The sequence below is a fragment of the Nitrosomonas marina genome (assembly GCF_900111605.1).
Lineage (GTDB): Bacteria > Pseudomonadota > Gammaproteobacteria > Burkholderiales > Nitrosomonadaceae > Nitrosomonas > Nitrosomonas marina_A.
The window spans coordinates 33,692-57,431 of the sequence record NZ_FOIA01000010.1 but is presented as its reverse complement, the minus strand read 5'-3'; the positions used below and the strand labels follow the sequence as shown (position 1 = coordinate 57,431).

The following is a 23,740-nucleotide window of genomic DNA, read 5'->3' as shown; positions in this document are numbered from 1 at the left end:
TATTATTACGCATTTAGTAATAGTTAATTACTATTTTAACCAATTATTTCATTAATGAATAACTGTATAGTCATTACTCCATTCACTAATTGACAAGGAGAACAGTTATGTCACGTATACATACACCCGCATCAATCAACGATGCACCGGAAGCTTCAAAAGGGTCGCTTGAAGCAGTGAACAAACTGCTGGGAAGTGTTCCAAACCTGTTCCGTATCGTTGCCAACAGCCCCCAGACTCTTGAAGGCTATCTGGGGCTGAACGGTGCACTTGGAAAGGGCTCACTTTCACCGCAAACACGCGAGCGCATTGCACTTGCTGTTGCCCAGATCAATGGTTGCAATTATTGCCTTGCCGCTCACAGCTACCTGGGCACCAATCTTGCCAGACTGAGCAAAGCCGAGATTGAAGCAGCCCGCAGAGGAACATCCAGCGATGCGAAGGCTGCCGCCGCAGTCAGTTTCGCCGTCAAGATCGCCAGAAACCGGGGCGCCGTCTCTGATAGCGACTTGCAGGCAGTTCGTGATGCGGGCTACAGCGATGCTGAAATTGTTGAAATTATCGGTAATGTCGCACTTAATACCCTGACCAACTATATCAATGAAGTTCTGGGTACTGAAATCGACTTTCCGGTCGTTGATACACTCGCGGCCTAAACCCTGGCATAGAACGGGTGGCGATGATCGTCACCCGATACCGTTGAAGCGGCAACAGGTTTCTGACGTATCTGCACAGTGAAAACCCGGGAAAATAACTGACGCGGTATTCGGAACGGGAAACGTGTAACAGGAAACAGAATTTCTAATACTCCCTTTAAACGCAAATTGACGGCAGCTTTATTACCCGTTCGCTTTTGTTCTTTCGGGCCATCAGACAGCGATAATTCACGCTTGAGCTGTCATGTATACCTGAATTGCCAGTACGCTGTCTTTCAATAATTTTAATCTTTCGGGATACTAATCAGACCATTAACGAGTGATGTAACATTGGAAATCAAACGCTTAAGGGAACTGTCAGCGCCCACTTCATATTCGCCAAGCAGCGCTCGCACTATTCCTATATCGGCCAGCGGCAATAGATTGCTTTCAAGCAGTTTGGTTAAGGCAATGAGCACGCGATAGCGAACATGCAGTCTTTTTGCACCTGGCGCGGCTTTAAGCAGTCTTTCGGCATCACCGGTCTCAGCCGACAGTATGATCGATTCTGCCAATCCGATCAGCAGCCCTTCGTGGTTCTCATTGGCTAGCTGATCTTTATTGATCCTGTTTGAGACAATATAAAAGGCCATTTGTCCCGCAGCCGCATTTTTGGCTCTTGTACGTTCCGAGTAATCCGGAAGATTGATCGCCATGTAAGCATCGGCCATTTCCCGCAGATGAGCGTCGATATCCTGCAAACCGGTATGCTTCAGCGTCTTAATTCCAAGTGGCTGTGCTGCCTTGAAATGCTGAAGCGCCAGCGATTTGACCTGATCCTGCTCCGCCTGCATGGATATAATACGCGCTTCCTGCGCTTCGACAACTGCCTTGATTTCTACACCTTCTCTGGTAATCGAAACAGCACTGCTCTTGTCTTCGATTCTTTTTGCAAGCGCCGAAATCACGCTTCGCAATTCCTTACGGGCTATGACGGCAATACCGATTGCAGTCGCCGGCCATGCAATATGGCCGATCATTGTGACAAATGCTTCAAGATAGTCCATTCTCAGCCTCCCGACAGGCTAACTGATGTTATAAATTTGCATTTTCCGGCCAGCAACAGAGAAAGATACGCAAATCTGTTAAACCGGTTTCTTGCTGACAATTATTTCGGTAAAGAATCGGGACCAACAACAGAATCTTTTACCTCACATACACACGACGACAGCCAGACTGCATAATACTAAACGGTTCAGGCAGTCCTTTACGAACCTGTTGAGGCTGTTATTTTGTCACCGGTTCAGATGCGCTTCGCAACATCTCGCTCCGCTCTACTGTCTCCAGTGAGAGTAGTTCGTTTCGTTCCTTGAGATATCCCTGAATAACAGGGGACTGGTAGTCATCAGGGTTTTCCAAAAACCACTTTCCACTTTCAATTCCGTCAATGATCAAATGAATGACCGCGGCGACAATGGCCTCATTTACGCAAAGCTGCGCAGGTTCGTTTCTGGTATAACCTCCTTCCGCTTCAAGCAGGCGGTTAAATGTCAGAAACTTGAATACGCCGGCTTCAAGCGCATAAGAGAATACGGTTTTGGTCGTCGATACGCTGCTGAAGATATTGCCGGTTCTAACATCCACGGCCCTCAGGGTAACCGTTACCTGGTCAGTCCGGTATTCACCAGAACCGCCTATCCCAAAATAACGCGCGCCCAGACCGCCTGTTTTTACATTCGTATCGTAACTGACAATACCGCCTTCCAGAATAACGCTGGAAGGAAACAGTGTGGGCAGCTCCGGTTCAATGTCAGGCCGTTGCTGCTCCACAGCACGAATGATTTTTCGCTCAGTCAACAGATTTTGCAAGCCTTCTCGTTCGACAGGTATGAACCATTGCGAATCAAGCAGTGCCTTGACCAGCATGCTCGCACCACCCTGCGTTACAGACGTGGAGAAAGCGCTTGCAGGGGTTGGTTTGAATTGACCGGTCTGATCGCGAAAACCATACACAGAAACACGAATTTTACCTTTCGATTTCGGCAACTTGACCAGGTCCTTATAGGTTGCGGATGCCGGTGTCAAACGCGCGGGAGTCTGCGTGGTCACGATGCTGGTTGCACAACCGCCGATCAATACCGCGATTGATATAATGAGAACCAGGTGCCTGTACCGGTAAAACAACATGTATAAAAACGAAAAGAACATCTTAAAAGTTATTATCAATTGAGAAAGATGTACTGTTACCGGTTACTTTATCAGTAGTTGTTATAGTCAGCAGGCCGCCACCAACATCAACGATATCGATAATAAAATCAGTCGTCTCCACCGTACCCGGAATCAGCCCGCCCTGGTCACCGATGACCTGACCGGCCACTGTTGCGCTTAACCGATTCAGAATCGATCTTTGCAGCGTCTCATTAAATTTTTCCAAAGGCGTCTGATCACCAAACGGATCCTTCTCGTCATTTTGTGCCTGGGCATTATTCAGCAGCGCCGGACCATTTAGTGGGTTGCCGCCAAACGCAGGGTTCTTGAAAGTATAAACCAGCTCGGTCGCATGGGCCGGGGACAAACTCATCCAACAAAACAATAGTAAGCATTGCAGTTTTTTCATTTGTGAACAACCTCTCAATTAATAGCCTTCCTTGGTCAGATCGGGATCATCAAACAACAAATCCTGCAATTCAATCTGTTCCAGTTGCTGATTGATATTTTTTGCTGCCATTTCAGCGATAGCCTCAGTTTTGGAACGCGCACTAAATAGATTGGCCCGAAAAATAATGATATTTTTATGCTCAATCCATACAATACTTCCCCAACGCGCTGTCGGTCTTTCATAAATTGTTAAATTATGAGTCGAAAATGCGGGTTGGTCCCGCCAGAATTTGACGAAATGCTGATAAAACTCATGCGCAATCATGGTAATTGTGTGATCGACTACAATGCCACCATCGATATCCTGAAGCAGATCCTGCTGTCCCTGCGCATTGTTCTCTATAACACCCTCATCGAGAGCGAATGCAGACATACTTCCCCCCAAAAATATTGCCACAGATACCAGAGCTAACACTGCAAACCACCTGCGGATAGTCGAGCCCGGTCGATTACTGCGGCACCTCTGTGCCAGATCACCAGGAATATTTTTCATAATTTCAGCTGTTGGCAAAATCTTTCATTTAACAAGCCAGTCGAATTAACTGGCTGTATTTTTTGATAACAGCCGGCAGCACCACCGCAATAGTGAACGGAAACATTGTTTAATCTTTCACATTAACGTTGATCAATGGAATTGAACCACTGTACGGCCTGAACACGGTTACTTACATTAATTTTCCTGAAAATATTGTATACATGCCGCTTTACCGTATGAATTGTTACAAACTGACTGTTTGCTATCCTGGTATTGGAATAGCCTTCCGATATTAAATTTAAAATAACCTTCTCTTTTTTAGTCAAATTTATCAACTGCTGCTTCGGCGACATATTATTCGAATGATGAATTTTTTTCAGAACCGCATTTAGTAACTCACGTGGCAACCAGTAATCACCCTGAGCAACTGTCGAGATACCGGACAACAGCTGTTTCTCTGAAATGGTATTCAGAAAACAAAATCTGAAGTTTTCCCAGCGCGTCAGTTTAATCAACTTCCCGGTATTGTATTTTTGATCAATATTGAATAAGCCAAAAATAGGCAAACGGGACAGTTTCTTATTCAGCCTGCTCATATGTTGATCAATCAGTTCCGGATTATTCACCAGGAAATCGATCATTAATATTGTCGAGGCGTTAAGGACCGGTTTCTCGACATCCCAGGCTTCGCGTTGCGTACAAGCAATCTTTTTTGAATTGAAGAATTTGATCAGAAAATCCACCTGAACACTTTTTTTAGTTATCAATAAAACCCTGTGTTGAGGTATTCCTGTACTCATCTCAGATTCAACGCTCCTCCGCATCCTGAAAACAAAAAGGCTTATTCATATTTCATAATTATTTTATGCTTTATAAAATCTCTTCTCAGCTAGCGACTCCTTATATGTTAAAAAAGCAAATTTTATGCCATAAATAATAATTTCATAGAAATCATATAATTATACTGATCACGAAAACCAGAAGAAGCGAAATGTAAGAAAAACCGACACCAGCAATAACAACGCGACCATCTTTGCTCAATCGACTGCTCCCAATGAAACAATCCTTTACTAACGTGTGACTTTCTACATTGACTTCGTTTCCCGCCAGCCGATTTTTTACACTTAAGTACTATTTTCAACTAACTATCCCTGTAAATTTCATACTTTCTGTCAGTTTTATTTGCAGAGGATAAATGCAATCATGAAGCCATATTTTTCGTAAGCGATGAGCGTGCAAACACCCATGCCAAAACAGACGAAATTCAAGCGCTTCATTCGATTGCTGATACTGCTTGCCGTATTGCAGTTTGTCAGCGTCACAGCTGCCAGTGCGCAAACCCGATATGACCTCGCGTCTTATTCGGATCTGGAGATCAGCATCGACCAGAACGGTAGCCATAACAATGCACTATCTACGCAGCATGGTTCGAATCTTTACGCCCAGATAACCCAGACCGGCAACCATAACAACCTACAAAGCCATCAATCTGGCAATACGCAGCACGCACTGATGTATCAGGATGGTATAGATAACAGCACTAATGTCGCGCAGTCAGGCGTTGGTAACCAGATCTATATCAGTCAGGAGGGAACCATTAATCGGACCGATGTACGCCAGTTGGGTGACTTTGGCGCGGCAGAGATCATCCAGAATGGAGCTGGAAATCAGATTTTGCTGGAACAGTTTAACTCCGGTCAGTTCATATCAATTCACCAGACAGGCAACAATATTCATACAGAAGTGTGGCAGTAGCATGCCCCCCCGAAGCACGCAACATACATTTCTAATGGAGAAAGCACATGTTGATTAACACATAACCAGAAGGAGTCAGGCACAGATAAACAAAACTGATTAAATTTCTATTTGTGACATATCAAGGTTCATCAAACCCAACTGAAAGGAGAAATGAAATGTATAGCAAACGAACAAGCGCACTGTTAGTCGCAGCAATTTTCGGTATGAGCAGCGCAGCATTTGCCGCAAATAATACCGGCACAATCAATCAGGATGGTGACGATAATACAGCAGATATCCAGCAAACAAGCTCGACTGATTCCAATGCGACCATTACGCAAACGGGCACCCTCAATGATGCAGCCACAACCCAGGATAACGTATTTGACGCTACGGCCAATACGACACAAACGGGCGAAGGAAACAGCGCCACCATTGATCAGTCCAACAGTGTGGTGGCAATGACCGCCACGATTGATACTCAGGGCGACAACAACATCGACACAATCACTCAGGATGATTCCTTCAATGCAGTAGCAACCATCCTGCAGACAAATGTCTTTAATAGCGATGCGACAATATCGCAGGTAAATACGTCTGATAACTCTGCGGCAACGATTACGCAATCAAATACGACTACTGACATTGCTATCATTGACCAGGACAATGCGGATAATTCAACAGCCAGCATTAATCAGGATAATTCGTTTGTTTCAGAAGCCGAGATTCAGCAAGTGGATGTAGTCGGCGCTTCAGCGACTATCGATCAAATCAATGTGAGTGATAACGCCACGGCATATATTTATCAGACCGGCGGCACTAACGTGACAGCGTCAATCACGCAGGATAGTGCATTCAACAGCAATGCTGATATACTCCAAAATGGTAATGACCTGAGCGCAACTATTGTTCAAACCAACAACTACAACGACGCGTATATCAATCAGGCCAATGAACTCAACACCGCCGTGATCAATCAGTCAGGACTGGGGCAATCCGGAAATGTCAATCAGGCATACATAACTCAGCTTGGTGTGGGCGATACCGCCACCATTAACCAGACAGGTGGTGCCGGCAATTACGCGAGCATTTTCCAGGCGCCTTAATTTTATAAGGCCATACAACAGCGCTGATGTTATCGGCAGGCAATCAATATGCGGCATCTCGATCCGATCAGTCAGCACCTTGCTGGTGCTTCGTATGCTATTTAAAATAACAGCGAAGCATCAGCCAAACAAACCTGCTTCAGTCAATACATTACAAGTGACTGTTTGCACATATCAAGTACACGCAAATTCTGAATTGAGTCATGAAAAATATCCTTACCCTGCTGTTGTTCCCGGTTCTGACCGGCGTTATTCCGCATGCTGAATCAGCAGAAATCATACTATGGATAGAAAAGGATGTAGCTGCGGACAATCAGGTTACTTTCACCCCGTATGCCAAAGCATTACGTGCATTCAATTTGCGATATACGCTTGACGTAGACAAACAGGGAAAATCCGGGCGCTCCAGCACGCGGCAGAGTGGTAAACTGTTGTTACAACCCAATCAACCGAAAGCGATTTCCACATCGTCCTTTAATTTAAAAGCTGACGATCACTACCGGATCAATTTCAAACTGTTTGACAAGAACAAACTGGTGGCAGAACTGGTGTCGGAAACACCTGACAATCTTCCTTAAAAACGCTCATCCGGCACAATTCAGGTGAAATTCTTAAGCAAAACAGTATTTTGCTGGCAAGATCGTTGCAGCATCAGCGTTATTCATCGTTTAGCCTGTAATTAAAAAGTTGTCAGAAATGCACTGCAAGCCACACAGTGTCCAGTTCCGGATCCGTCCAGTTGACCCTGTGTTTTTTGTGTGAAGGGATATGAATATAATCCCCTGCATCCAGAGAGATTACAGTTTGATCATCGAACATGAGCTCGGCGCGTCCCCTTAGCACCAGTACCCATTCATTTCTATCCTGATCATACCAACCGTTATCCGGCGATTGATGGCCTCTGGAAACAATTCTCTCGATGGTGACGTTGTCGCTCTGCAGCAGCACTTCAAACATCTCTGAATCCAGATTGACGGGGATTGCAGAAAAGATATTGTCAGCTTTCATGAAAAAATTTTTACAACACAGATTAAACTTGCCTGGATTGGCTGTTGACTGTTGCTTACGCTACGGTGCAAGGAAAGAAAAAACCAGGGCTGAAAAATGATCGGGTAGAAAGCAACGCAACACACGCCTCTTTGGCACGCCGAATATTCTACAAACAACAGCTTGCGCTATCCGGCATCATAAGGATTATGATCGGAATAAAAATCCCGAAAACGGCTGGCGGGCACAGCCACCGAGAAACAGGGGATTAATACCGACGCGAACCATTCCGTCAGAATTACCTGTCGTCTCGATGTACTGTAAATCAATCAAACAGAATCAGTGGTTTTTTACAAAATCGACCAGTTTCTGATATGTAAACAGATAATCCTGCCCAGAAAGCGGGGTGTGGCATTGTACGCAGTTCAAATCATTGCTTTTTTCGGTTCCATCCGGATTATAAACCGCAAAACCCCAGTTACCTGTGCGGTCTTCTGCTGAATAGGCATCGTCCCAGTTATCACGATTTTCCATAACAGCTACAGCAGCCAGCGAATCTATGACAAAAATACCATCATCACCGGGTATCGGCTTTCCATCTGCACCGGTTTTCGTACTGTAAATTTCCATTACCACTACAGAGCCCGGATCGCCTTTCTGGTCTGCTTTATAACTGTTTATTGCCGTATCGTTGGCGTAAAGCCTGGCAACCTGTGTCTGATTGGCACGATTTGCAGTGGCATATTTGGTAAAGGTTTTTGCATAGCCTTCCGGGAATTTAACAAATTCCGGGTTACCACCGCTATATGCATAAATAGGCGTTACTGCCAGTAGCGCTGCAACTATTCTCAAAATTCCTTTCATCGTTTTCTCCTTATTTATGGTCGTACGAAACAAAGTGATCCCTTCTATACATCCCCATGAAGATGCTATTCTTTCAGACCTATTTCGCTTATGTCAATCACCAGCCGCAGCGATAAATAGATTACCAGTATGGTTACAGCAAGGTGAACAATAAACAGAACGGGCCTTTCTTTTACTGCGTCGAGTAATGTTTTATGCTTCCCGGACTTCTTCAGGCTGTCGTATTCTTCACGCATCCTGATTGTTCGTGCCTGCTGGTATTCATCCAGCAACGCGCGCGCCCTATCGAACTGGTTTTCATCCCTTAACCAGATGGCCGGCATGGAAACGCCCCAGTTTCCGGCTGCTGTTTCAAAAAAATCAATATCGTTGTCACTCAGCAATGCGCGTACATCATTTGCCTCATCATCCGGAACGCCATTTAGTTTAAATAAAATTTTTGACATTGAAAGAATTTTTTCTATTGCACGTAAACCAAGGATTTCTTGTCTGAATGATGCTATCGTTGCGCTCATTTGATTGTCAAGTGATGTTATCACAGGCGGATTTAAACTATCATACAGACCATCATGGAAAAAACAATTTTAATTACAGGCTGTTCAAGCGGTATTGGCTATTGCGTTGCCAAGGCGCTGCATACGCACGGCTATCGCGTTTTCGCCACAGCACGTCGCCAGGAAAGTGTCGAGATGTTACTTAACGAAGGCCTGGAAAGCTTTCGTCTTGATCTGCAGGATTCAGATTCTATCGCTCAGGCCTTTGAACATGTCATGCACCAGACAAACGGAGAGTTATATGCGCTATTCAACAACGGTGCCTATGGCTTGCCGGGCGCGATCGAGGATTTAAGCCGCAAAGCGTTGCGCGATCAATTTGAAACCAACGTTCTGGGCTGGCAGGAACTGACTAATCTGGTCTTGCCTGTGATGCGCAAGCAGGGTTATGGTCGCATCATTCAAAACAGCTCGGTGCTGGGATTCGTATCACTGCCTTACCGAGGCGCATATAATGCAACCAAATATGCCATCGAAGGGCTAAGCGACACCATGCGTCTCGAATTAACAGGCAGCAACATTTACGTCAGTCTGATTGAGCCCGGCCCAATTGAAAGTAAATTCCGTGAAAATGCTGTCAAAATGCTGGCGAAATATGTTGATGTGGAAAAAAGCATTCATCGCGAACGCTATCGCAAAGTGCTCAAAAGACTGAATACAAAAGGACCCGCCGTACCTTTCACGCTTCCACCCGAGGCTGTTCTTAGGCGCGTTGTTCATGCACTGGAATCGGATAAACCGCATCCACGCTACTATGTCACTTTCCCTACCTATCTGTTTGGCATACTCAAACGTTTCCTCAGCACGCGCACTCTTGATGCACTGCTTGCCAGATCCGGTGGCGATCATTAATGGCAGTCCGTTGCCCCTGCTGAATTAACAAAAAAAACACCTCACTGAGACAGTGAGGTGAAACGGCTTCGTCACGAACTTGCAACTTTATTACCACTTTCATCGCTCAAACAACAACGATCTATTTGAAACGACGTTGAAACATTCGGTTTATACTTACATAAGACCGTTTAAATTTTAAAATCCAATTCCCAGATAACCACCAGCAGTCATCCCGCTCAGATTCACACCATCGATCTTACCTGCTGTCAGCTGGTAACGCCCATCAATACCGACAAAAAAGTTTTTCCACAGATGGTAATCAACCCCCGCCCCAAACTGGACGCCCGGCTGTATATACGTAATGGATTCAGTGGGTGGACTAAGAACATGAATGGCCAAACCTGCGGGAATAATCCACGGACGGAATTTCGAACCCTTGAAAAATTTTATTTTTGGAGAAGCAGCCAGCGTAAATTGATTAACAGTAACGTGAATCGGGTTCAGTTCACCACCTGCCAGCATGCTGGGCACATTACCTACCGCACCATTACCTGAAATATCATGTCCGAATTCTTTATATTCAAACATCAATTCGGCAAATATGGAGGTATTCGGAATAATACCCCAGACATCGTCAGTCAGGTTCCAGTCCAGCCCTGCTCCAATATACCAGCCATTCCGATCAGCCCTGTCCTGAGCGCCGATGGGCAGCACCTGACTTTGAATAGTCGCACCATTGCGGTGATTCATCATATGCGTAAAACCACCTCTGAAGAACAGCATACGGTCTTTCTGTTCCACCTGGCTGAGAATAGGCTCCATGCGTTCCTCCAGTACAGTATTTGTTCGCTGGACAGTTTCCACTTTCTCTGCCGTCTGGCTTGTTGTTTGTTCGATACGTCTTACCTGCTCCGCAGACTGTGCATTTTCGGATTTTAATTTTTCCAGTTCTGCCTGAATAGCCTGCAAACTTTGCTCCAGCTGTTGGATTCTCGCCGCTGTATTGTGAGCCATGGCATGTGGTGCGGTTGTCACCAGCACCCAGATAAAGATACTGAGCACACATCTGGCCGGCAGCCAGCCCTTTTTATAAAATTTGTTCATCCAATCCCCCGGTTTTTATGTAATTCTTTGTCTACACATGTAAAAATAGTATTATTGAAGCCATGTTGTTTCTTGCTTTCCTGAACAAGAAAACTTATCCATTCTCTTTTTTTGTTACGACCGAAACGGCCGACTCACACGTAAATACATTTGATGTTTGTTAATGTTATTGGATAATGGCCGCAACAACTTTGACCTGAGTCAAGGAATAAGTTGAAATAATCCTTTATTGGTGAATTTATGATTGCTTTTCTTTCATCCGAATCATCATTTCCTCCACTGGATAAAGCATTAACAGAGCCCAACGGATTGCTCGCAATTGGCGGTGATTTGTCTCCAGCACGTTTGATTGACGCGTATCGGCAAGGTATTTTTCCATGGTTTAACGAAAATGAACCGATCTTGTGGTGGAGCCCTGATCCACGAATGGTGCTGTACCCCAAAGAATTAACAATATCCCGTTCGCTACGCAAATCAATCAATAAAAATAGCTACCACATTCGTACCGACAGCCAGTTTGCTACGGTCATGCAGGCCTGCGCCGCACCACGCAAAAACCAGCCCGGCACGTGGATTCACCCTGAAATGGTTGCTGCCTATTCAGCATTGCATGAAATCGGCCTGGCACACTCAGTAGAAACCTGGATCGACGACGAACTGGCTGGAGGGCTCTATGGCATAGCCATGGGAAAGGTGTTTTTTGGCGAATCGATGTTTTCACGAAAGCCGGATGCGTCTAAAATCGCATTTGTGTATCTGGTCAGACAATTACTCCAGTGGGAGTATGTTGTCATTGATTGCCAGGTCAAAACAGCGCATCTGGCATCGTTCGGGGCACGTGAAATTCCCAGAGCCGAATTCAGTCAAATACTGAATACCTGGACCCAATCAAAAGCACTGGGAAAAAAATGGGATTTTAGCTTTATGAATGAATGATCCAATGAAGACACTCAAATATCATACTACGCATCCATATCCTTGCGGTTATCTGCCCGATAAAATGGCAAGATCCGAAGTTGTTGCACCTGAGTATCAAATCGACGCCACGACCTATGGCCGGCTATTGAAGCAGGGATACCGCCGTAGCGGGCATTTCATTTACCGCCCACAATGTGAACATTGCCGCGCCTGTCTGTCGGTGCGCATCAAAGTAGATTCATTCATTCCAAGCCGCTCGCAGCGCCGAAGCTGGAAAAGGCACCATTGCATGACTACGCAGCAGCATCAACTTCACTACAAAAAAGAGCACTTTTTACTGTATCAGCGCTATCAGAATGCGCGTCATGTTGATGGCAACCTGGACCACGACAAGCGCGAGCAATATCGGAATTTTTTGTTGCAAAGCCATGTTAATTCAAGATTGATCTCATTTTATGATATGGAGCGACTGCGTATCATCAGTTTTATCGACCTGCTCCCGGATGGACTGTCGGCAGTTTACACTTTCTATGATCCCGACGTCGCGCAAGCGAGTTATGGCACATACAGCATCTTATGGCAGATACAGCAATGCCGGGCGCTGGGTTTGCCATATTTGTATCTTGGCTACTGGATCAAGAAACATGAAAAAATGGATTACAAAGCCAATTTTCAACCTTTGGAAATTCTGATCGGTAACCAGTGGATGCCCTTTGAACATGTGATCGACGATCTATAATAGCTGAACACCAGGCCAATTCCGAAAGCGGCAAAACCGGCCGCTCATTAAAATGGAGACCAACGTCTCTCCACATTGATTTAATACAACCTGCAAATTTGCCAATGCTCTACTCAATATTGCGTCCGCTACTCTTTCAACTGGAGCCCGAGACAGCGCACCATGTTACTTTAAACGCAATTAACACAGCATTCAGGTTTGGCTTGCTCAAGCGCCCGACGATCAACTGTCAGGAACAGCACGTTATGGGAATAACCTTTCCTAATCCGGTTGGTCTCGCGGCAGGTCTGGATAAAAATGGAGAATATCTGGATGCCCTTGCCGAGCTGGGTTTTGGTTTTCTGGAGATTGGCACCGTCACACCGCGACCGCAACCCGGCAACCCCGCACCACGCATCTTTCGCATACCGCAGGCACGGGCAATTATTAACCGTCTGGGCTTTAACAATCATGGAGTCGACCGGTTAATTGAGAACGTCATTCATTCAAACTATAGCGGTGTACTGGGCATCAATATCGGGAAAAACTACGATACGCCGATTGATAAAGCCATAGAAGACTACCGGATTTGCTTGTCCAAGGTATATTGTTACGCCAGTTACGTTACCATAAACATTTCTTCGCCCAATACGCAAAACCTGCGTCAATTGCAGGCAAAAGACGCCCTGGATCAGTTATTATCCGCACTAAAGTCCGAACAACTGTCTCTAAGCCAGTCCCATGGCAAATATACGCCACTGGTCGTAAAAATTGCGCCCGATCTGGAAAAACCGGATATAGCAACTATCGCGCAGCTGCTCGTAAAGCATCACATTGACGGTGTTATCGCAACAAATACCACGTTGTCAAGGCAAGGTATCGATCATCTGTCAATATCACAGGAAGCAGGCGGGCTCAGCGGCGCTCCATTGACTGAAAAAGCCACGGCAATTGTGGCACAGTTGCGGCATTGTCTGGAAGACAGCATTCCAATCATCGGCGTTGGCGGCATCATGTCACCTCAGAACGCCAAAGAAAAAATAGCCGCCGGTGCATCTCTAGTGCAAGTATACAGCGGCCTGATTTACCAAGGACCCAGTCTGATTTCCCACGTAGCACAGGCAATCTGTAATAATCAAACCTTATCGGGCAAATAGGATTAATCAACATTGAAATCTGCCATGTTCCTGGAATTTTACGTGTTGTTTTCGACAACACCTGTATTTTAGCCTGCTTATCCCTATATACCGTTACAATAGCGCATCCGGATAGTTGTTGCCATCTCAAACAGAATCAGCAGATCATTGGAGAAATGAATGACGGGAATTTTTTCAAAGTTTAAATCAATCTTTAAATCAGAGAAAAAAACAAAGTCACCTGTTACCGCGCCGGAAGACAATAGCAGTTCCGCCAGTTATTCAATCACCACTCAGTTTTCGGCTGGCTTATTCATCCTGTCTGCATTATTGCTGGTCGCAGTACTTGCTTACAATCTGGAACAGACGCGCAAGAATACGGCAAGACTGGAAATTACCGCACGGATGCAAACGCATACTTTGCGTCTTCCAGCAGTGCTTCAACTTGTTTTTTCGGGCCGCAAGAATGCCTTTACGCAACTCGAAGACAGTCATAAACGAATCAATCAGTATCTCATGCTGCTGGCAGATGGCGGCGATTTTCGTCATCACAATATTTCAGCCATTACACAAACATACTTGAAGGCTCATCTTGAAGATTTAATTCAGAATTGGCAGCCGGAAGAAAACAAGATTGATCTGATTCTCAGTCACCAGCAAACGCTTGTTGACCTTGGCCAGGCAACAGGAGCCATTAACTCAACCAGCGACGCGCTCTCGAAAAAACTCGAAGAGTTAATTGAACGCCTAAGCCTGACCGGCGATTCACCAGACACGCTTGGCGCTGTGACTGCGATGCACACACTGTCCCAAAATGTGATACGCAGCGTTAATGTCGTGCTATCCAGCAAACTGCCGGTTTCAGAAATTAAAAAACAACTGTCACATGACCGCAAGCAGTTTTCAGCAATTTTGCAAGCATTTAATCAAGGTCACGATATACTGGATCTTACAGCGATCAATGATCCGGATACACAGCAATTGCTGTCGATGATCGAGACGTTTTTTATACAAATTGACAATAATATCAATACCATTCAAACTGGGATTTCTGATGTCATGGCAGCCAGGGCCGCTGCCAATACAATCATTCAACAGAGCGATGAGATTCTTAACAGCATAGTGGCGCTCGATAAAGCTTTGCAAGTAGAAGATACAAACCAGACAGAACTGCTGACGCTTATACATGTTGTACTGGTGATAATCACCATCGTGTCGCTCTTCATGTTCATTAACACGTTACGTCAGAAAAAAACCCTTGCACCAAAGGTTGCGACATCCATGATGGACGACACGCAAACAGCCATGTTAGATCTGCTTGACGACATGAAAAAAATGGCCGAAGGCGATCTCACTGTACGTACAGCTGTAACAGAGGATATTACGGGTGTGATTGCCGATGCGGTCAATTTTACCATTGATGAACTGCACACCCTGGTCAAACAAGTCAATACCGCCAGTACACAAGTGGTTAACACATCCGGCCGGGCACAGCAAATATCCGCCAGACTGCTATCCGCAACCCAGCAACAATCGAGCAAAATCGAAGAAACCACCGTGGCCGTTCTGGGCATGGCCGAATCCATCAATCAGGTCTCAGATACTGCATCCGGATCTGCTGAAGTGGCCAAACAATCGCTGTCTGCCGCGGAAAGAGGCGGTATCGCCGTGCGCGAATCAATTGCCGGCATGGAGCAGATCCGCACCTATATTCAAGAAACCTCCAAGCGCATCAAGCGGCTCGGAGAAAGCTCTCAGGAAGTCGGTGAGATTATTGCGCTGGTTTCAGATATCACAGAACAAACCAATATTCTCGCATTAAACGCTGCATTGCAGGCAAGGGCAGCGGGGGAAGCGGGACGCGGCTTTAACACAATCGCGCAGGAAGTGCAGCGACTCGCAGAACGCTCAGCAGAAGCCAGTAAACAGATCAGCCGGCTCATTAAAATGAGTCAGAATGATACATACGACACGATCGCCGCTATGGAGAGAAGCACAAGAGAAGTTATCAAGGGTGCACAAAAATCGAATATCGCAGGCAAAGCACTTGAAGAGATCGAAACGATCTCAAAACGACTTGCTGATCATGTCAATCATATTTATACAGCCACTCATGCGCAGACCCAGGCGGCCAAACAGGTGATCAACAATATGGAAGAAATACTGCTTATAACACGCCAGACGACTGACGGCACCCGGCAGACAACGGCCTCGATTAATCAAATTTCGGGCTTTGCATCTGACCTCAAGGCATCGGTGGCTAATTTTAAAATTTAAATTTCTGTTTTTATTACGCTACATCAATGAATATGCAAACCAGGCTTGACATCTCTTCTATCGCGGGAATCAAGGAAAATATTCATGAATTATTTGCACTCATACAGGAAAATCTTGAGGCTTACAGCCGGAATCCGAACGACCCGGAACTGATTGAAACATGCCGCACCTACATTAATCAGCTGGACAGCCTGTTCCAGGTGCTCGAGCTAAAGAGTATAACTGTCATTACCGGTAAAATCGAGCTACTACTTGACGACTTGATGACGCAGCGAAGCGATACCGTTCTGACATGCACGGACACAATCAATCGAGCTATCAATGCGATTCTTGACTATCTGAACCATCTGATCGATGGCTCGACAGGAAACCCGCTGCGACTTTTTTCAGCTTATCGGGATTTAATGTATCTCACAGGAAATCAGCAGGTATCAGAGCTGGATTTATTTTTCCCTTTTCTGAGAACAGACCCGCCATTAAAACCCCCTGTTAATGAAAGCAATTCCCAACAACTTAAATTACTTGCCAAACGCGCCCGTACGGAATACCAAATGGGACTGGTACAGTGGTTAAAAAACCCTTCAGCTACTGAAAATCTTGAAAAAATGCATCACGCGCTTACTGAGGTAGAGCAGTTACCCGGGCCTTCAGAACAGCGTATATTCTGGTGGGTAGCGGCCGGTTTTCTGGAAAGCCTTATATCTCAGGAGTCGGAGATCGAACTATCAAGCCGTAAGCTATGCGGTAATGTTGAAAAAATACTGCGCCATAGAGCAGAAGGCTCCCACCAAGATACGTCCCAACTGATACGCGAATTACTTTACCACCTGGCCAGATACCAGTCCTTTCCGGCAAGCGAACAAATTGAAGCAATACGCAAAGCTTTCTCGCTGCCATCGGTCACAGCCCACGAAGCGATTGAATCAGACCACCTGGCTGTACAACATGACAGTTTGTGTAAAATCAGGGAAACGCTCAAGCAAACCAATGAAGACTGGCAGGCATTTTGCTCTGGCAAGCAGATCGATTTAACGTCATTTTTAGAAAATATGGCACACGTCCGCGAACTGTCGAAGCATCTTCAATGCCTGCCGATACAACAACTGACCGATGCCATCGATCATGCGGCGCGCACTTTGCAGAATAAGCAGTCGCATTCAACGACTATGAATGAGCAAGCGACGATGGAAATCGCAACTGCGCTCCTGCATCTTGAAAGTATTCTTGAAAACTTTAATGTGCTGCCAAACGATCTGTCGGCGCAGATTGAGTCAATCTCTGCTCGCCTGAAAACCGTGACCGCCACTGATGAGGCCGAAGCAGGACTAAATGCCACTTCTTCCTCAGGCGAAACCCAGAATCCGGCCCGGAAAAGACAGTTACAGGAACAAGCCGTGCAGGAGATGCTCGCCAATCTAAAACAGATCGAAAAGAAAGTGGAACAGTTTTTTTTATCACCTACTGAACGCGAAGCATTACCTGATGTTTTAACACTATTTCATCAGACTGCTGGCGTACTTGACATGCTGGAATTGAAGCGTGCTCATCATTTATTGAATCTGTGCATCAATCAGACAAAAAAACTCCTGGCTGACGATTATGCAATGACGCACCAAGAACAGAACTTGCTGGCCGATGGATTAAGCAGTTTAAGTTTCTATCTGGAAGCATACAAGAACAACCCTGAAGCGAACCACAGAGTCATTGATTCCGCCATTGCGGTTTTTGAAACTACTGCTCACCAAAAGTCTGCAACATCATTGATTACTGGTGAATCAACAAACGATCCCGAAACTGAAGAGACTGATATCGAGGAAACAGGGACAGTCGAAAACGCGTACCCCGAACCGGGAAGCAAAACTGATTCCGGCGTGGATCCTGAATTACTGGAGATCTTTCTTGAAGAGGCGGATGAAATTCTGGCCGAAATCGCCGAAAGTACCGTCAACAGCCAGTCGGACAAGTCGGACTTGAAGTCACTTGCCACCATCCGCCGTGGCTTTCATACCATAAAGGGCAGCGGTCGCATGGTCAGACTTGATTCTCTGAGCGATGCAGCCTGGACTATGGAAAAAACGCTAAATTACTGGCTCAATGAAAAAAAACAGGTTACCGACGATCTGATTCATTTGATGCAAATTGCGCATCAATCATTCACGCATTGGTGTAACAGCCTTAAAACGACAGGCAAAGCGGAAATTCAATCAGATCAACTGCAGGAACTGATCAATTGCCTGGGTACTGGCGAAGAAAAAACACACCGCCTCGAACAGAATTCTACAGACAACTCTTTAATAAGTAACGACGTAACACAGGATGCAGTTACCATTGGTGGCATTTCTATTCCTGCTGATCTTTTTGAAATATTTGCCATTGAATCGAAACAGCATTTGACGACTCTTGAAAGAGAATTGAAAATGCTGCTGAACACCCATCCGGCAAAAATCAATCAACCGTTTTTACTGGCAATACATACCCTGGGAAGCACTTCCCGTGCTATAAAACTGGATTTTGTAGCCGACCTTTGCAGCGCACTCGAGAGCTGGCTGACACGGCTGATGGAAGCAGATGCGCATTTGCAGGAATCCGATACGCATTTGATACAAAACTGTATTCAACAAATCAGCGAACTGCTCAAAAAAGTCCTGCAACAGCAATTTCCGAATGATACTGATCTGCAACTGGGGCAATTTTTAATACATGAAATCGTAAACCACCAGACAAGAAGCAACGAAGCTGCGGCAGAAAATCGTTCCGAACCTGTCAATTTGAACGAGTACCGGCTCAAAAAAACACCGCCCGCTAACTATACAGAAACGGAATCAAACCGGCATGTCGATTCACTCCAGGAAATTGCTGAAAATATACATGATGATGTCAGTACAGAATTGATGCAGACTTTTCTTGAGGAAGCAAAAGACACCATTCCTCAAATCAGTACAAAGCTGCGCGCGTGGCGCATTTTGCCACAGGATGAAGAAATTCGTATCAGTCTTCTTAGATTATTGCACACATTAAAAGGAAGCGCGCATATGATCGGCGCGCAGCAGCTTGGCGAATTGATTCATGCAACTGAAGAAGAAGTAGAGCAGGCATTCAACAGCCCGGTTGTCTCAAGCCATGCTATCGAAACTGTTGAATATCAATTCGATCAGATCTGTGAAACTATTGAACGCTTGCAATCAAAAGCAAAGGCCGAACAGACACCAGAGATTACAAGTACGGCGACAGCAGCTGATACCGGTGCTGAATCACCGAAGATACATGAGATATCGGCATCGGAAATTTCATCCGCTCAGGAGCACTTAATTTCATCTGAAGCAAATTTCGAAGATGCACACCAGCCAATCAATGTGTTGCGTGTAAAGGCCGAGTTGATAGATCGCCTGGTAAATGATTCCGGGGAAGCCAGTATTTTTCGCAGTAAAATTGAAACTCAGCTAAATCATTTTAAGCAATCCCTTCAGGATCTGACTGAAAGTATTGATCGTTTGCATGGACAGCTTCGTGAAATCGAAATTCAGGCAGAAACACAAATGGCTTCACGAACTGCGTATCAACACAACAACGATCAATCCTTTGATCCGCTTGAACTCGATCGCTTCACACGTCTTCAGGAGCTGACCCGGCTCATGGCTGAAAGTATCGATGACGTCATGACTGTGCAGAAAAATCTCAAAACCGCACATATTGCTGCGGTTGAGGCAGTGGCACAGCAGGCAGACGTCAACCATCAGCTGCAACAGGAATTGATACGTATACGCACTGTGCCGTTTGGACATATTTCGGAGCGTTACTATCGCGTTCTCAGAAAAGCAGCAAATGAGCTTGGCAAAAAGGCCTGCTTGCAAATTCGGGGTGAAGCAACCGAGATTGACCGCAGCGTTTTAGAAAAAATCAGTGCATCCCTTGAACATATTTTGCGTAATGCGGTTGCACACGGTATTGAGAAAAGCGACCAGCGCATTCTATCCGGCAAGCCGGAAACCGGACAGATTGTGATGAATCTACAACAGAACAACAACGAAATCGTCATTACGATTCGCGACGATGGTTGTGGTCTCGATCTGGAAAATATCCGTAAAGCAGCGATCAGGCAAGGTCTGATTAATGAAAATGAATTATTGGAAGACGATCAGATTGCGGCGTTAATTTTTGCCCCGGGACTGACTACACAGGATCAGGCAACGGAGACCGCCGGTCGCGGTGTAGGAATGGATATCGTCCAAAATGATATATCCGAACTGGGCGGCCATATATCGGTCAGCACAGTAAAAAACAGAGAAACTGTATTTCATATCCAGTTGCCATTATTGCTAGCGGTAACACAAGCAATCATTGTATCTTCTGGCAATCAGGTATACGCAATACCGGAAACGATAGTTGAACAGGTACAGGAAATAAATGCCGATGCATTGCTGAAAGCATATCAGGATAGACAGATACATAATGACGGAAATATTTATCCGTTTTCCTACATTTCCTTTTATCTGGGTTATTTGGATAATAAACCCGAAACAAAAAAATATAATCACGTCCTGTTACTGCGCAGCGGTGATTTGCGGCTTGCCATTCATATTGATACCTTAGTTGGCAACCGGGAAGTCATCGTTAAACAGGCCGGCTCCCAGATTTTACATGCACCGGGAGTAGAAGGTGTCACTGTAACCGGCGAGGGCACGCCTGCACTCATTCTAAATCCACTTAAATTGCTGAACCGTGAAGACGTACAGCTGATTTTACAAACGCCTGCTTCTGAAATTATTGACCGCGCAGCTGATAAGATCAAGTCTGCGGCAACTGTACTGGTCGTCGATGACTCACTGACTGTACGTAAAGTAACCAGTCGACTTCTCGAACGAGAGGGCTACAATGTTTTAACCGCCAAGCATGGCCTTGAAGCCATTGAAACGATTACACAAATCAAGCCAGACATTATTCTGGTTGATCTTGAAATGCCTAAAATGAACGGTTTCGAATTCATTGAAAAAATTCGTGAAAAAACCGATACTGCGCAGATACCTATTATTGTCATTACATCACGGACTGCTGACAAACACCGTAAAATGGCACTAGATCTGGGAGCCAATGAGTTCCTGGGCAAACCATACAAGGATAGCGAGCTATTGAGTCACATTCTGCAATATGTACCGAATAATTCATGAACGGTTCTTTACTTTCCACGCATGAACAATTTATCCAGACCTGCCATGTTGATTTCGTACCAGGTCGGTCTGCCATGATTGCATTGATCAGCACGATCAGTCGCTTCCATTTCACGCAATAATGCATTCATTTCTGCAATAGTCAGCGTTCTGTTAGCCCGAATCGCAGTATGACAAGACATTGTAGCCAGGATTTCGTTACGTCCAGCTGTTAACACCCGATCACTTCCGTATTCTCTTATTTCACGCAATATATCCAGGGTCAATTTCACAATATCGGCCTGCTGCAGGATCGCAGGAACCGAACGTACAGCCAGCGTAGTTGGACTGAGAATAGCAAGCTCAAACCCTATCTGCTCAAATAGCGCCAGATTTTCTTCGGCAAAAACAACATCGCCTCGATCCGCATGAAATGTCACAGGAATCAAAAGTGCCTGCATGGACCACGATTGGCTATCCATTGCCGCCTTCAATTTTTCATACAAAATCCGTTCGTGCGCTGCGTGCATATCGACAACAACCAAACCATTATTATTCTGTGCAAGAATATACACGCCATGCAACTGACCCAGCGCAAAACCGAGCGGTGGAAAGTCAGGTACGTTTTCCGTTAATGCGCTGTCTGCTATCAGTACATCAGATCTACGATTTGCTTGCACTCCTGTGTCAGCTACTGCGGAAGTATTCAGATACGCATCGTCAATATCAAACAACGACTGATATAACTCTGTCGGCTGCTCGACTCCAAATTTTTTCGGTGGCCGGTTAGGACAATGCGGCATTGACTCAGAACCCGCGTTCGTTACCAGTTCCGGATGCATTTCTTTTGAAGGCCTGGCCAGTGATTTTTGAACGGCATGAAAAATAAATTGATGCAATGCGCGTGGATCGCGAAACTTTATTTCGGATTTCGCCGGATGAACATTGACGTCCACCTCTGATGGATTCATTTCCAGAAACAGGACGAAAGCCGGATATCGATCCAAATGGAGCACATCTCTGTAAGCCTCCCGGATCGCATGAGCAATCAGTCTGTCACGAATAAATCTATGATTCACAAAGAAGTATTGTGTGTCACGTGATGCACGTGAGTACGCAGGCAAGGCAACAACGCCCTGCAACCTTATATCGGCGGCCTGCTCATTGATACTAGCAACCGATTGCATAAAATCTTCGCCCAGTACAGCTTTAATTCGCTGCGATATATCAGTAATCGGGTATTGATGTCGCAGTTTTCCATTATGCTCCAAAGTAAATTCAACATCAGGCCGCACCAAAGCCATGCGCTTCAGCACGTCCTCACAATGCGTATACTCAGTTGTTTCTGTTTTCAGAAATTTTCTTCTTGCCGGAATGTTCGCAAAGAAATCATGCGCTTCCACAACCGTGCCTCTGCTTAGTGCCGCTGGTCGCGGCTGGGTAATCGATCCACAGTTGACCTGTACCTGCCACGCATGATTTTGCGTATCTGTCTGACTGGTCAATACTAAATTTGAAATAGCCGATATACTGGCAAGCGCTTCACCGCGGAATCCTAAACTTGTAATCTTGTGCAGATCATCCAGAGAACTGATTTTGCTTGTACTATGTCGTGTCAGGGCAGGGATCAGCTCATCTTTGGCAATGCCCGTACCATTATCAGTAATACGCATCTGCTTTATACCGCCCTGCAAAAGCTGTATATCAATCCGGGTTGCACTGGCGTCTATGCTATTTTCTAAAATTTCCTTGAGAGCCGAAGCTGGACGCTCGACAACCTCGCCAGCAGCAATCTGGTTTATCAACAGTTCAGGTAAGAGTTTTATAGCTGCCATAAAATTGTACAATTGCAAAACATAAACATTATAATGACCTGGATGATTTATTTTAATTTCAGTTGATGATAATAAACAAATGACTCAGGATGAACAGAAACGTGCCGTAGCGGCAGCTGCTATTGAACATATTTCAATTGGCAGTATCATTGGCGTAGGAACAGGATCAACAGCAAATTATTTTATTGATGAACTGGCAAAAGTAAAACACAAAATAGACGGAGCTGTAGCCAGTTCCGATGCAACAGCAAAACGTCTCCAGTCACATGGTATAGAAGTGATTGATCTGAATAATGTAGATGATCTTCCTGTATATATCGATGGCGCGGATGAAATAACCCCACATCTTCATATGATCAAAGGAGGGGGCGGCGCACTTACACGCGAAAAAATTGTCTCAGCTGTGGCAAGAAAATTTGTGTGCATTACGGACCAATCCAAGCTTGTCGATGTTCTGGGTAATTTCCCGCTTCCCATCGAAGTCATTCCGATGGCACGCAGCTATGTTGCCCGGGAGATTTTGTTATTAGGGGGACAACCGGCGCTTCGGCAGGGTTTTATTACGGATAACGGCAATGTCATTCTTGATGTACACGGTTTGCAGATTCTGAATCCTGTTGAAATGGAGTCCGCACTCAACCAAATAACTGGTATTGTAACGAATGGTCTTTTTGCTCGTCGTGCAGCAGATCTTTTACTGCTTGGCACTGATGAAGGTGTTAAAACCATGCATTCTGAGTAAATTCCAGTAACAATTG

The 23,740-nt window shown here is 45.4% G+C and carries 22 protein-coding genes; 12 read left to right on the top strand and 10 right to left on the bottom strand.

The window, feature by feature from the left end; translation table 11 throughout:
- Nucleotides 1–107 precede the first annotated feature (107 nt).
- Entirely contained in the window at nt 108–656 is a 549-nt protein-coding gene (locus BMY62_RS06145) for a carboxymuconolactone decarboxylase family protein (protein WP_090657723.1), read from the top strand.
- Nucleotides 657–940: 284 nt separating this feature from the next.
- Here the strand turns inward: BMY62_RS06145 and BMY62_RS06140 are convergent, their stop codons facing one another.
- From BMY62_RS06140 to BMY62_RS06120, 5 genes are all read right to left on the bottom strand, one after another.
- Nucleotides 941–1,702, bottom strand: a complete 762-nt coding sequence (locus BMY62_RS06140) for a hypothetical protein (protein WP_090657721.1) — start codon at nt 1,700–1,702, stop codon at nt 941–943.
- A 220-nt stretch (nt 1,703–1,922) separates the two neighbouring features.
- Nucleotides 1,923–2,744: a CsgG/HfaB family protein gene (locus tag BMY62_RS06135; protein ID WP_218142941.1), complete on the bottom strand. Its 822-nt coding sequence runs from the start codon at nt 2,742–2,744 to the stop codon at nt 1,923–1,925.
- A gap of 100 nt (nt 2,745–2,844) precedes the next feature.
- Entirely contained in the window at nt 2,845–3,252 is a 408-nt protein-coding gene (locus BMY62_RS06130; protein WP_090657719.1) for a curli assembly protein CsgF, read from the bottom strand.
- 18 nt (nt 3,253–3,270) lie between these two features.
- The gene (locus BMY62_RS06125) at nt 3,271–3,666 is read right to left on the bottom strand and encodes a CsgE family curli-type amyloid fiber assembly protein (RefSeq protein ID WP_177170308.1); all 396 of its coding nucleotides are present in this window, start codon (nt 3,664–3,666) and stop codon (nt 3,271–3,273) included.
- A gap of 242 nt (nt 3,667–3,908) precedes the next feature.
- The gene (locus BMY62_RS06120; RefSeq protein WP_177170307.1) at nt 3,909–4,568 is read right to left on the bottom strand and encodes a LuxR C-terminal-related transcriptional regulator; all 660 of its coding nucleotides are present in this window, start codon (nt 4,566–4,568) and stop codon (nt 3,909–3,911) included.
- 445 nt (nt 4,569–5,013) lie between these two features.
- Between BMY62_RS06120 and BMY62_RS06115 the strand changes: the two genes are divergently transcribed.
- The 3 genes from BMY62_RS06115 to csgH all read left to right on the top strand — a co-directional run bounded on the left by BMY62_RS06115 (nt 5,014) and on the right by csgH (nt 7,189).
- Nucleotides 5,014–5,523, top strand: a complete 510-nt coding sequence (locus BMY62_RS06115; RefSeq protein ID WP_177170306.1) for a hypothetical protein — start codon at nt 5,014–5,016, stop codon at nt 5,521–5,523.
- A 158-nt stretch (nt 5,524–5,681) separates the two neighbouring features.
- Nucleotides 5,682–6,611, top strand: coding sequence for a hypothetical protein (locus tag BMY62_RS06110; protein ID WP_090657711.1), 930 nt, complete (start codon nt 5,682–5,684; stop codon nt 6,609–6,611).
- A 203-nt stretch (nt 6,612–6,814) separates the two neighbouring features.
- Nucleotides 6,815–7,189: a curli-like amyloid fiber formation chaperone CsgH gene (csgH, locus tag BMY62_RS06105; RefSeq protein ID WP_090657709.1), complete on the top strand. Its 375-nt coding sequence runs from the start codon at nt 6,815–6,817 to the stop codon at nt 7,187–7,189.
- 112 nt (nt 7,190–7,301) lie between these two features.
- On the opposite strand, the gene BMY62_RS06100 is transcribed toward csgH, so the two are convergent.
- Nucleotides 7,302–7,619, bottom strand: coding sequence for a cupin domain-containing protein (locus BMY62_RS06100; protein ID WP_090657707.1), 318 nt, complete (start codon nt 7,617–7,619; stop codon nt 7,302–7,304).
- A 44-nt stretch (nt 7,620–7,663) separates the two neighbouring features.
- Between BMY62_RS06100 and BMY62_RS16080 the strand changes: the two genes are divergently transcribed.
- Nucleotides 7,664–7,870, top strand: a complete 207-nt coding sequence (locus BMY62_RS16080; RefSeq protein WP_090657705.1) for a hypothetical protein — start codon at nt 7,664–7,666, stop codon at nt 7,868–7,870.
- Nucleotides 7,871–7,937: 67 nt separating this feature from the next.
- Here BMY62_RS16080 and BMY62_RS06090 read toward each other — a convergent pair whose 3' ends face one another.
- Together BMY62_RS06090 and BMY62_RS06085 are read right to left on the bottom strand one after the other, a co-directional pair.
- A complete protein-coding gene (locus BMY62_RS06090; RefSeq protein ID WP_090657703.1) occupies nt 7,938–8,462 on the bottom strand; it encodes a cytochrome P460 family protein in 525 nt (174 codons plus the stop codon).
- Nucleotides 8,463–8,527: 65 nt separating this feature from the next.
- Entirely contained in the window at nt 8,528–8,908 is a 381-nt protein-coding gene (locus tag BMY62_RS06085) for a DUF6164 family protein (protein WP_090657805.1), read from the bottom strand.
- Nucleotides 8,909–9,031: 123 nt separating this feature from the next.
- Here BMY62_RS06085 and BMY62_RS06080 point away from each other — a divergent pair, with 123 nt between their 5' ends.
- Nucleotides 9,032–9,868 (top strand): SDR family oxidoreductase, encoded by an 837-nt coding sequence (locus tag BMY62_RS06080; protein WP_090657701.1) that lies wholly within the window; start codon nt 9,032–9,034, stop codon nt 9,866–9,868.
- Between the two features lie 177 nt (nt 9,869–10,045).
- Here BMY62_RS06080 and BMY62_RS06075 read toward each other — a convergent pair whose 3' ends face one another.
- Nucleotides 10,046–10,954 (bottom strand): hypothetical protein, encoded by a 909-nt coding sequence (locus BMY62_RS06075; RefSeq protein WP_090657698.1) that lies wholly within the window; start codon nt 10,952–10,954, stop codon nt 10,046–10,048.
- Nucleotides 10,955–11,194: 240 nt separating this feature from the next.
- On the opposite strand from BMY62_RS06075, the gene aat reads away from it, so the two are divergent.
- From aat to BMY62_RS06050, 5 genes are all read left to right on the top strand, one after another.
- Nucleotides 11,195–11,890, top strand: a complete 696-nt coding sequence (gene aat, locus BMY62_RS06070) for a leucyl/phenylalanyl-tRNA--protein transferase (protein ID WP_090657696.1) — start codon at nt 11,195–11,197, stop codon at nt 11,888–11,890.
- Nucleotides 11,891–11,894: 4 nt separating this feature from the next.
- Nucleotides 11,895–12,611 (top strand): arginyltransferase, encoded by a 717-nt coding sequence (locus BMY62_RS06065; protein WP_371264074.1) that lies wholly within the window; start codon nt 11,895–11,897, stop codon nt 12,609–12,611.
- Nucleotides 12,612–12,715: 104 nt separating this feature from the next.
- Nucleotides 12,716–13,747 carry a quinone-dependent dihydroorotate dehydrogenase gene (locus BMY62_RS06060; protein ID WP_090657691.1) on the top strand — a complete coding sequence of 344 codons (1,032 nt, stop codon included), beginning with the start codon at nt 12,716–12,718 and terminating at the stop codon, nt 13,745–13,747.
- A 159-nt stretch (nt 13,748–13,906) separates the two neighbouring features.
- The gene (locus BMY62_RS06055; RefSeq protein WP_090657689.1) at nt 13,907–16,003 is read left to right on the top strand and encodes a methyl-accepting chemotaxis protein; all 2,097 of its coding nucleotides are present in this window, start codon (nt 13,907–13,909) and stop codon (nt 16,001–16,003) included.
- Between the two features lie 26 nt (nt 16,004–16,029).
- Nucleotides 16,030–21,168 carry an Hpt domain-containing protein gene (locus BMY62_RS06050; RefSeq protein ID WP_090657687.1) on the top strand — a complete coding sequence of 1,713 codons (5,139 nt, stop codon included), beginning with the start codon at nt 16,030–16,032 and terminating at the stop codon, nt 21,166–21,168.
- A gap of 8 nt (nt 21,169–21,176) precedes the next feature.
- Here the strand turns inward: BMY62_RS06050 and mutL are convergent, their stop codons facing one another.
- On the bottom strand, nt 21,177–22,982 hold the full coding sequence (gene mutL / locus BMY62_RS06045) for a DNA mismatch repair endonuclease MutL (RefSeq protein WP_090657685.1): 1,806 nt from the start codon (nt 22,980–22,982) through the stop codon (nt 21,177–21,179).
- Nucleotides 22,983–23,061: 79 nt separating this feature from the next.
- On the opposite strand from mutL, the gene rpiA reads away from it, so the two are divergent.
- Nucleotides 23,062–23,724, top strand: coding sequence for a ribose-5-phosphate isomerase RpiA (gene rpiA, locus BMY62_RS06040; RefSeq protein WP_090657683.1), 663 nt, complete (start codon nt 23,062–23,064; stop codon nt 23,722–23,724).
- Nucleotides 23,725–23,740 lie beyond the last annotated feature (16 nt).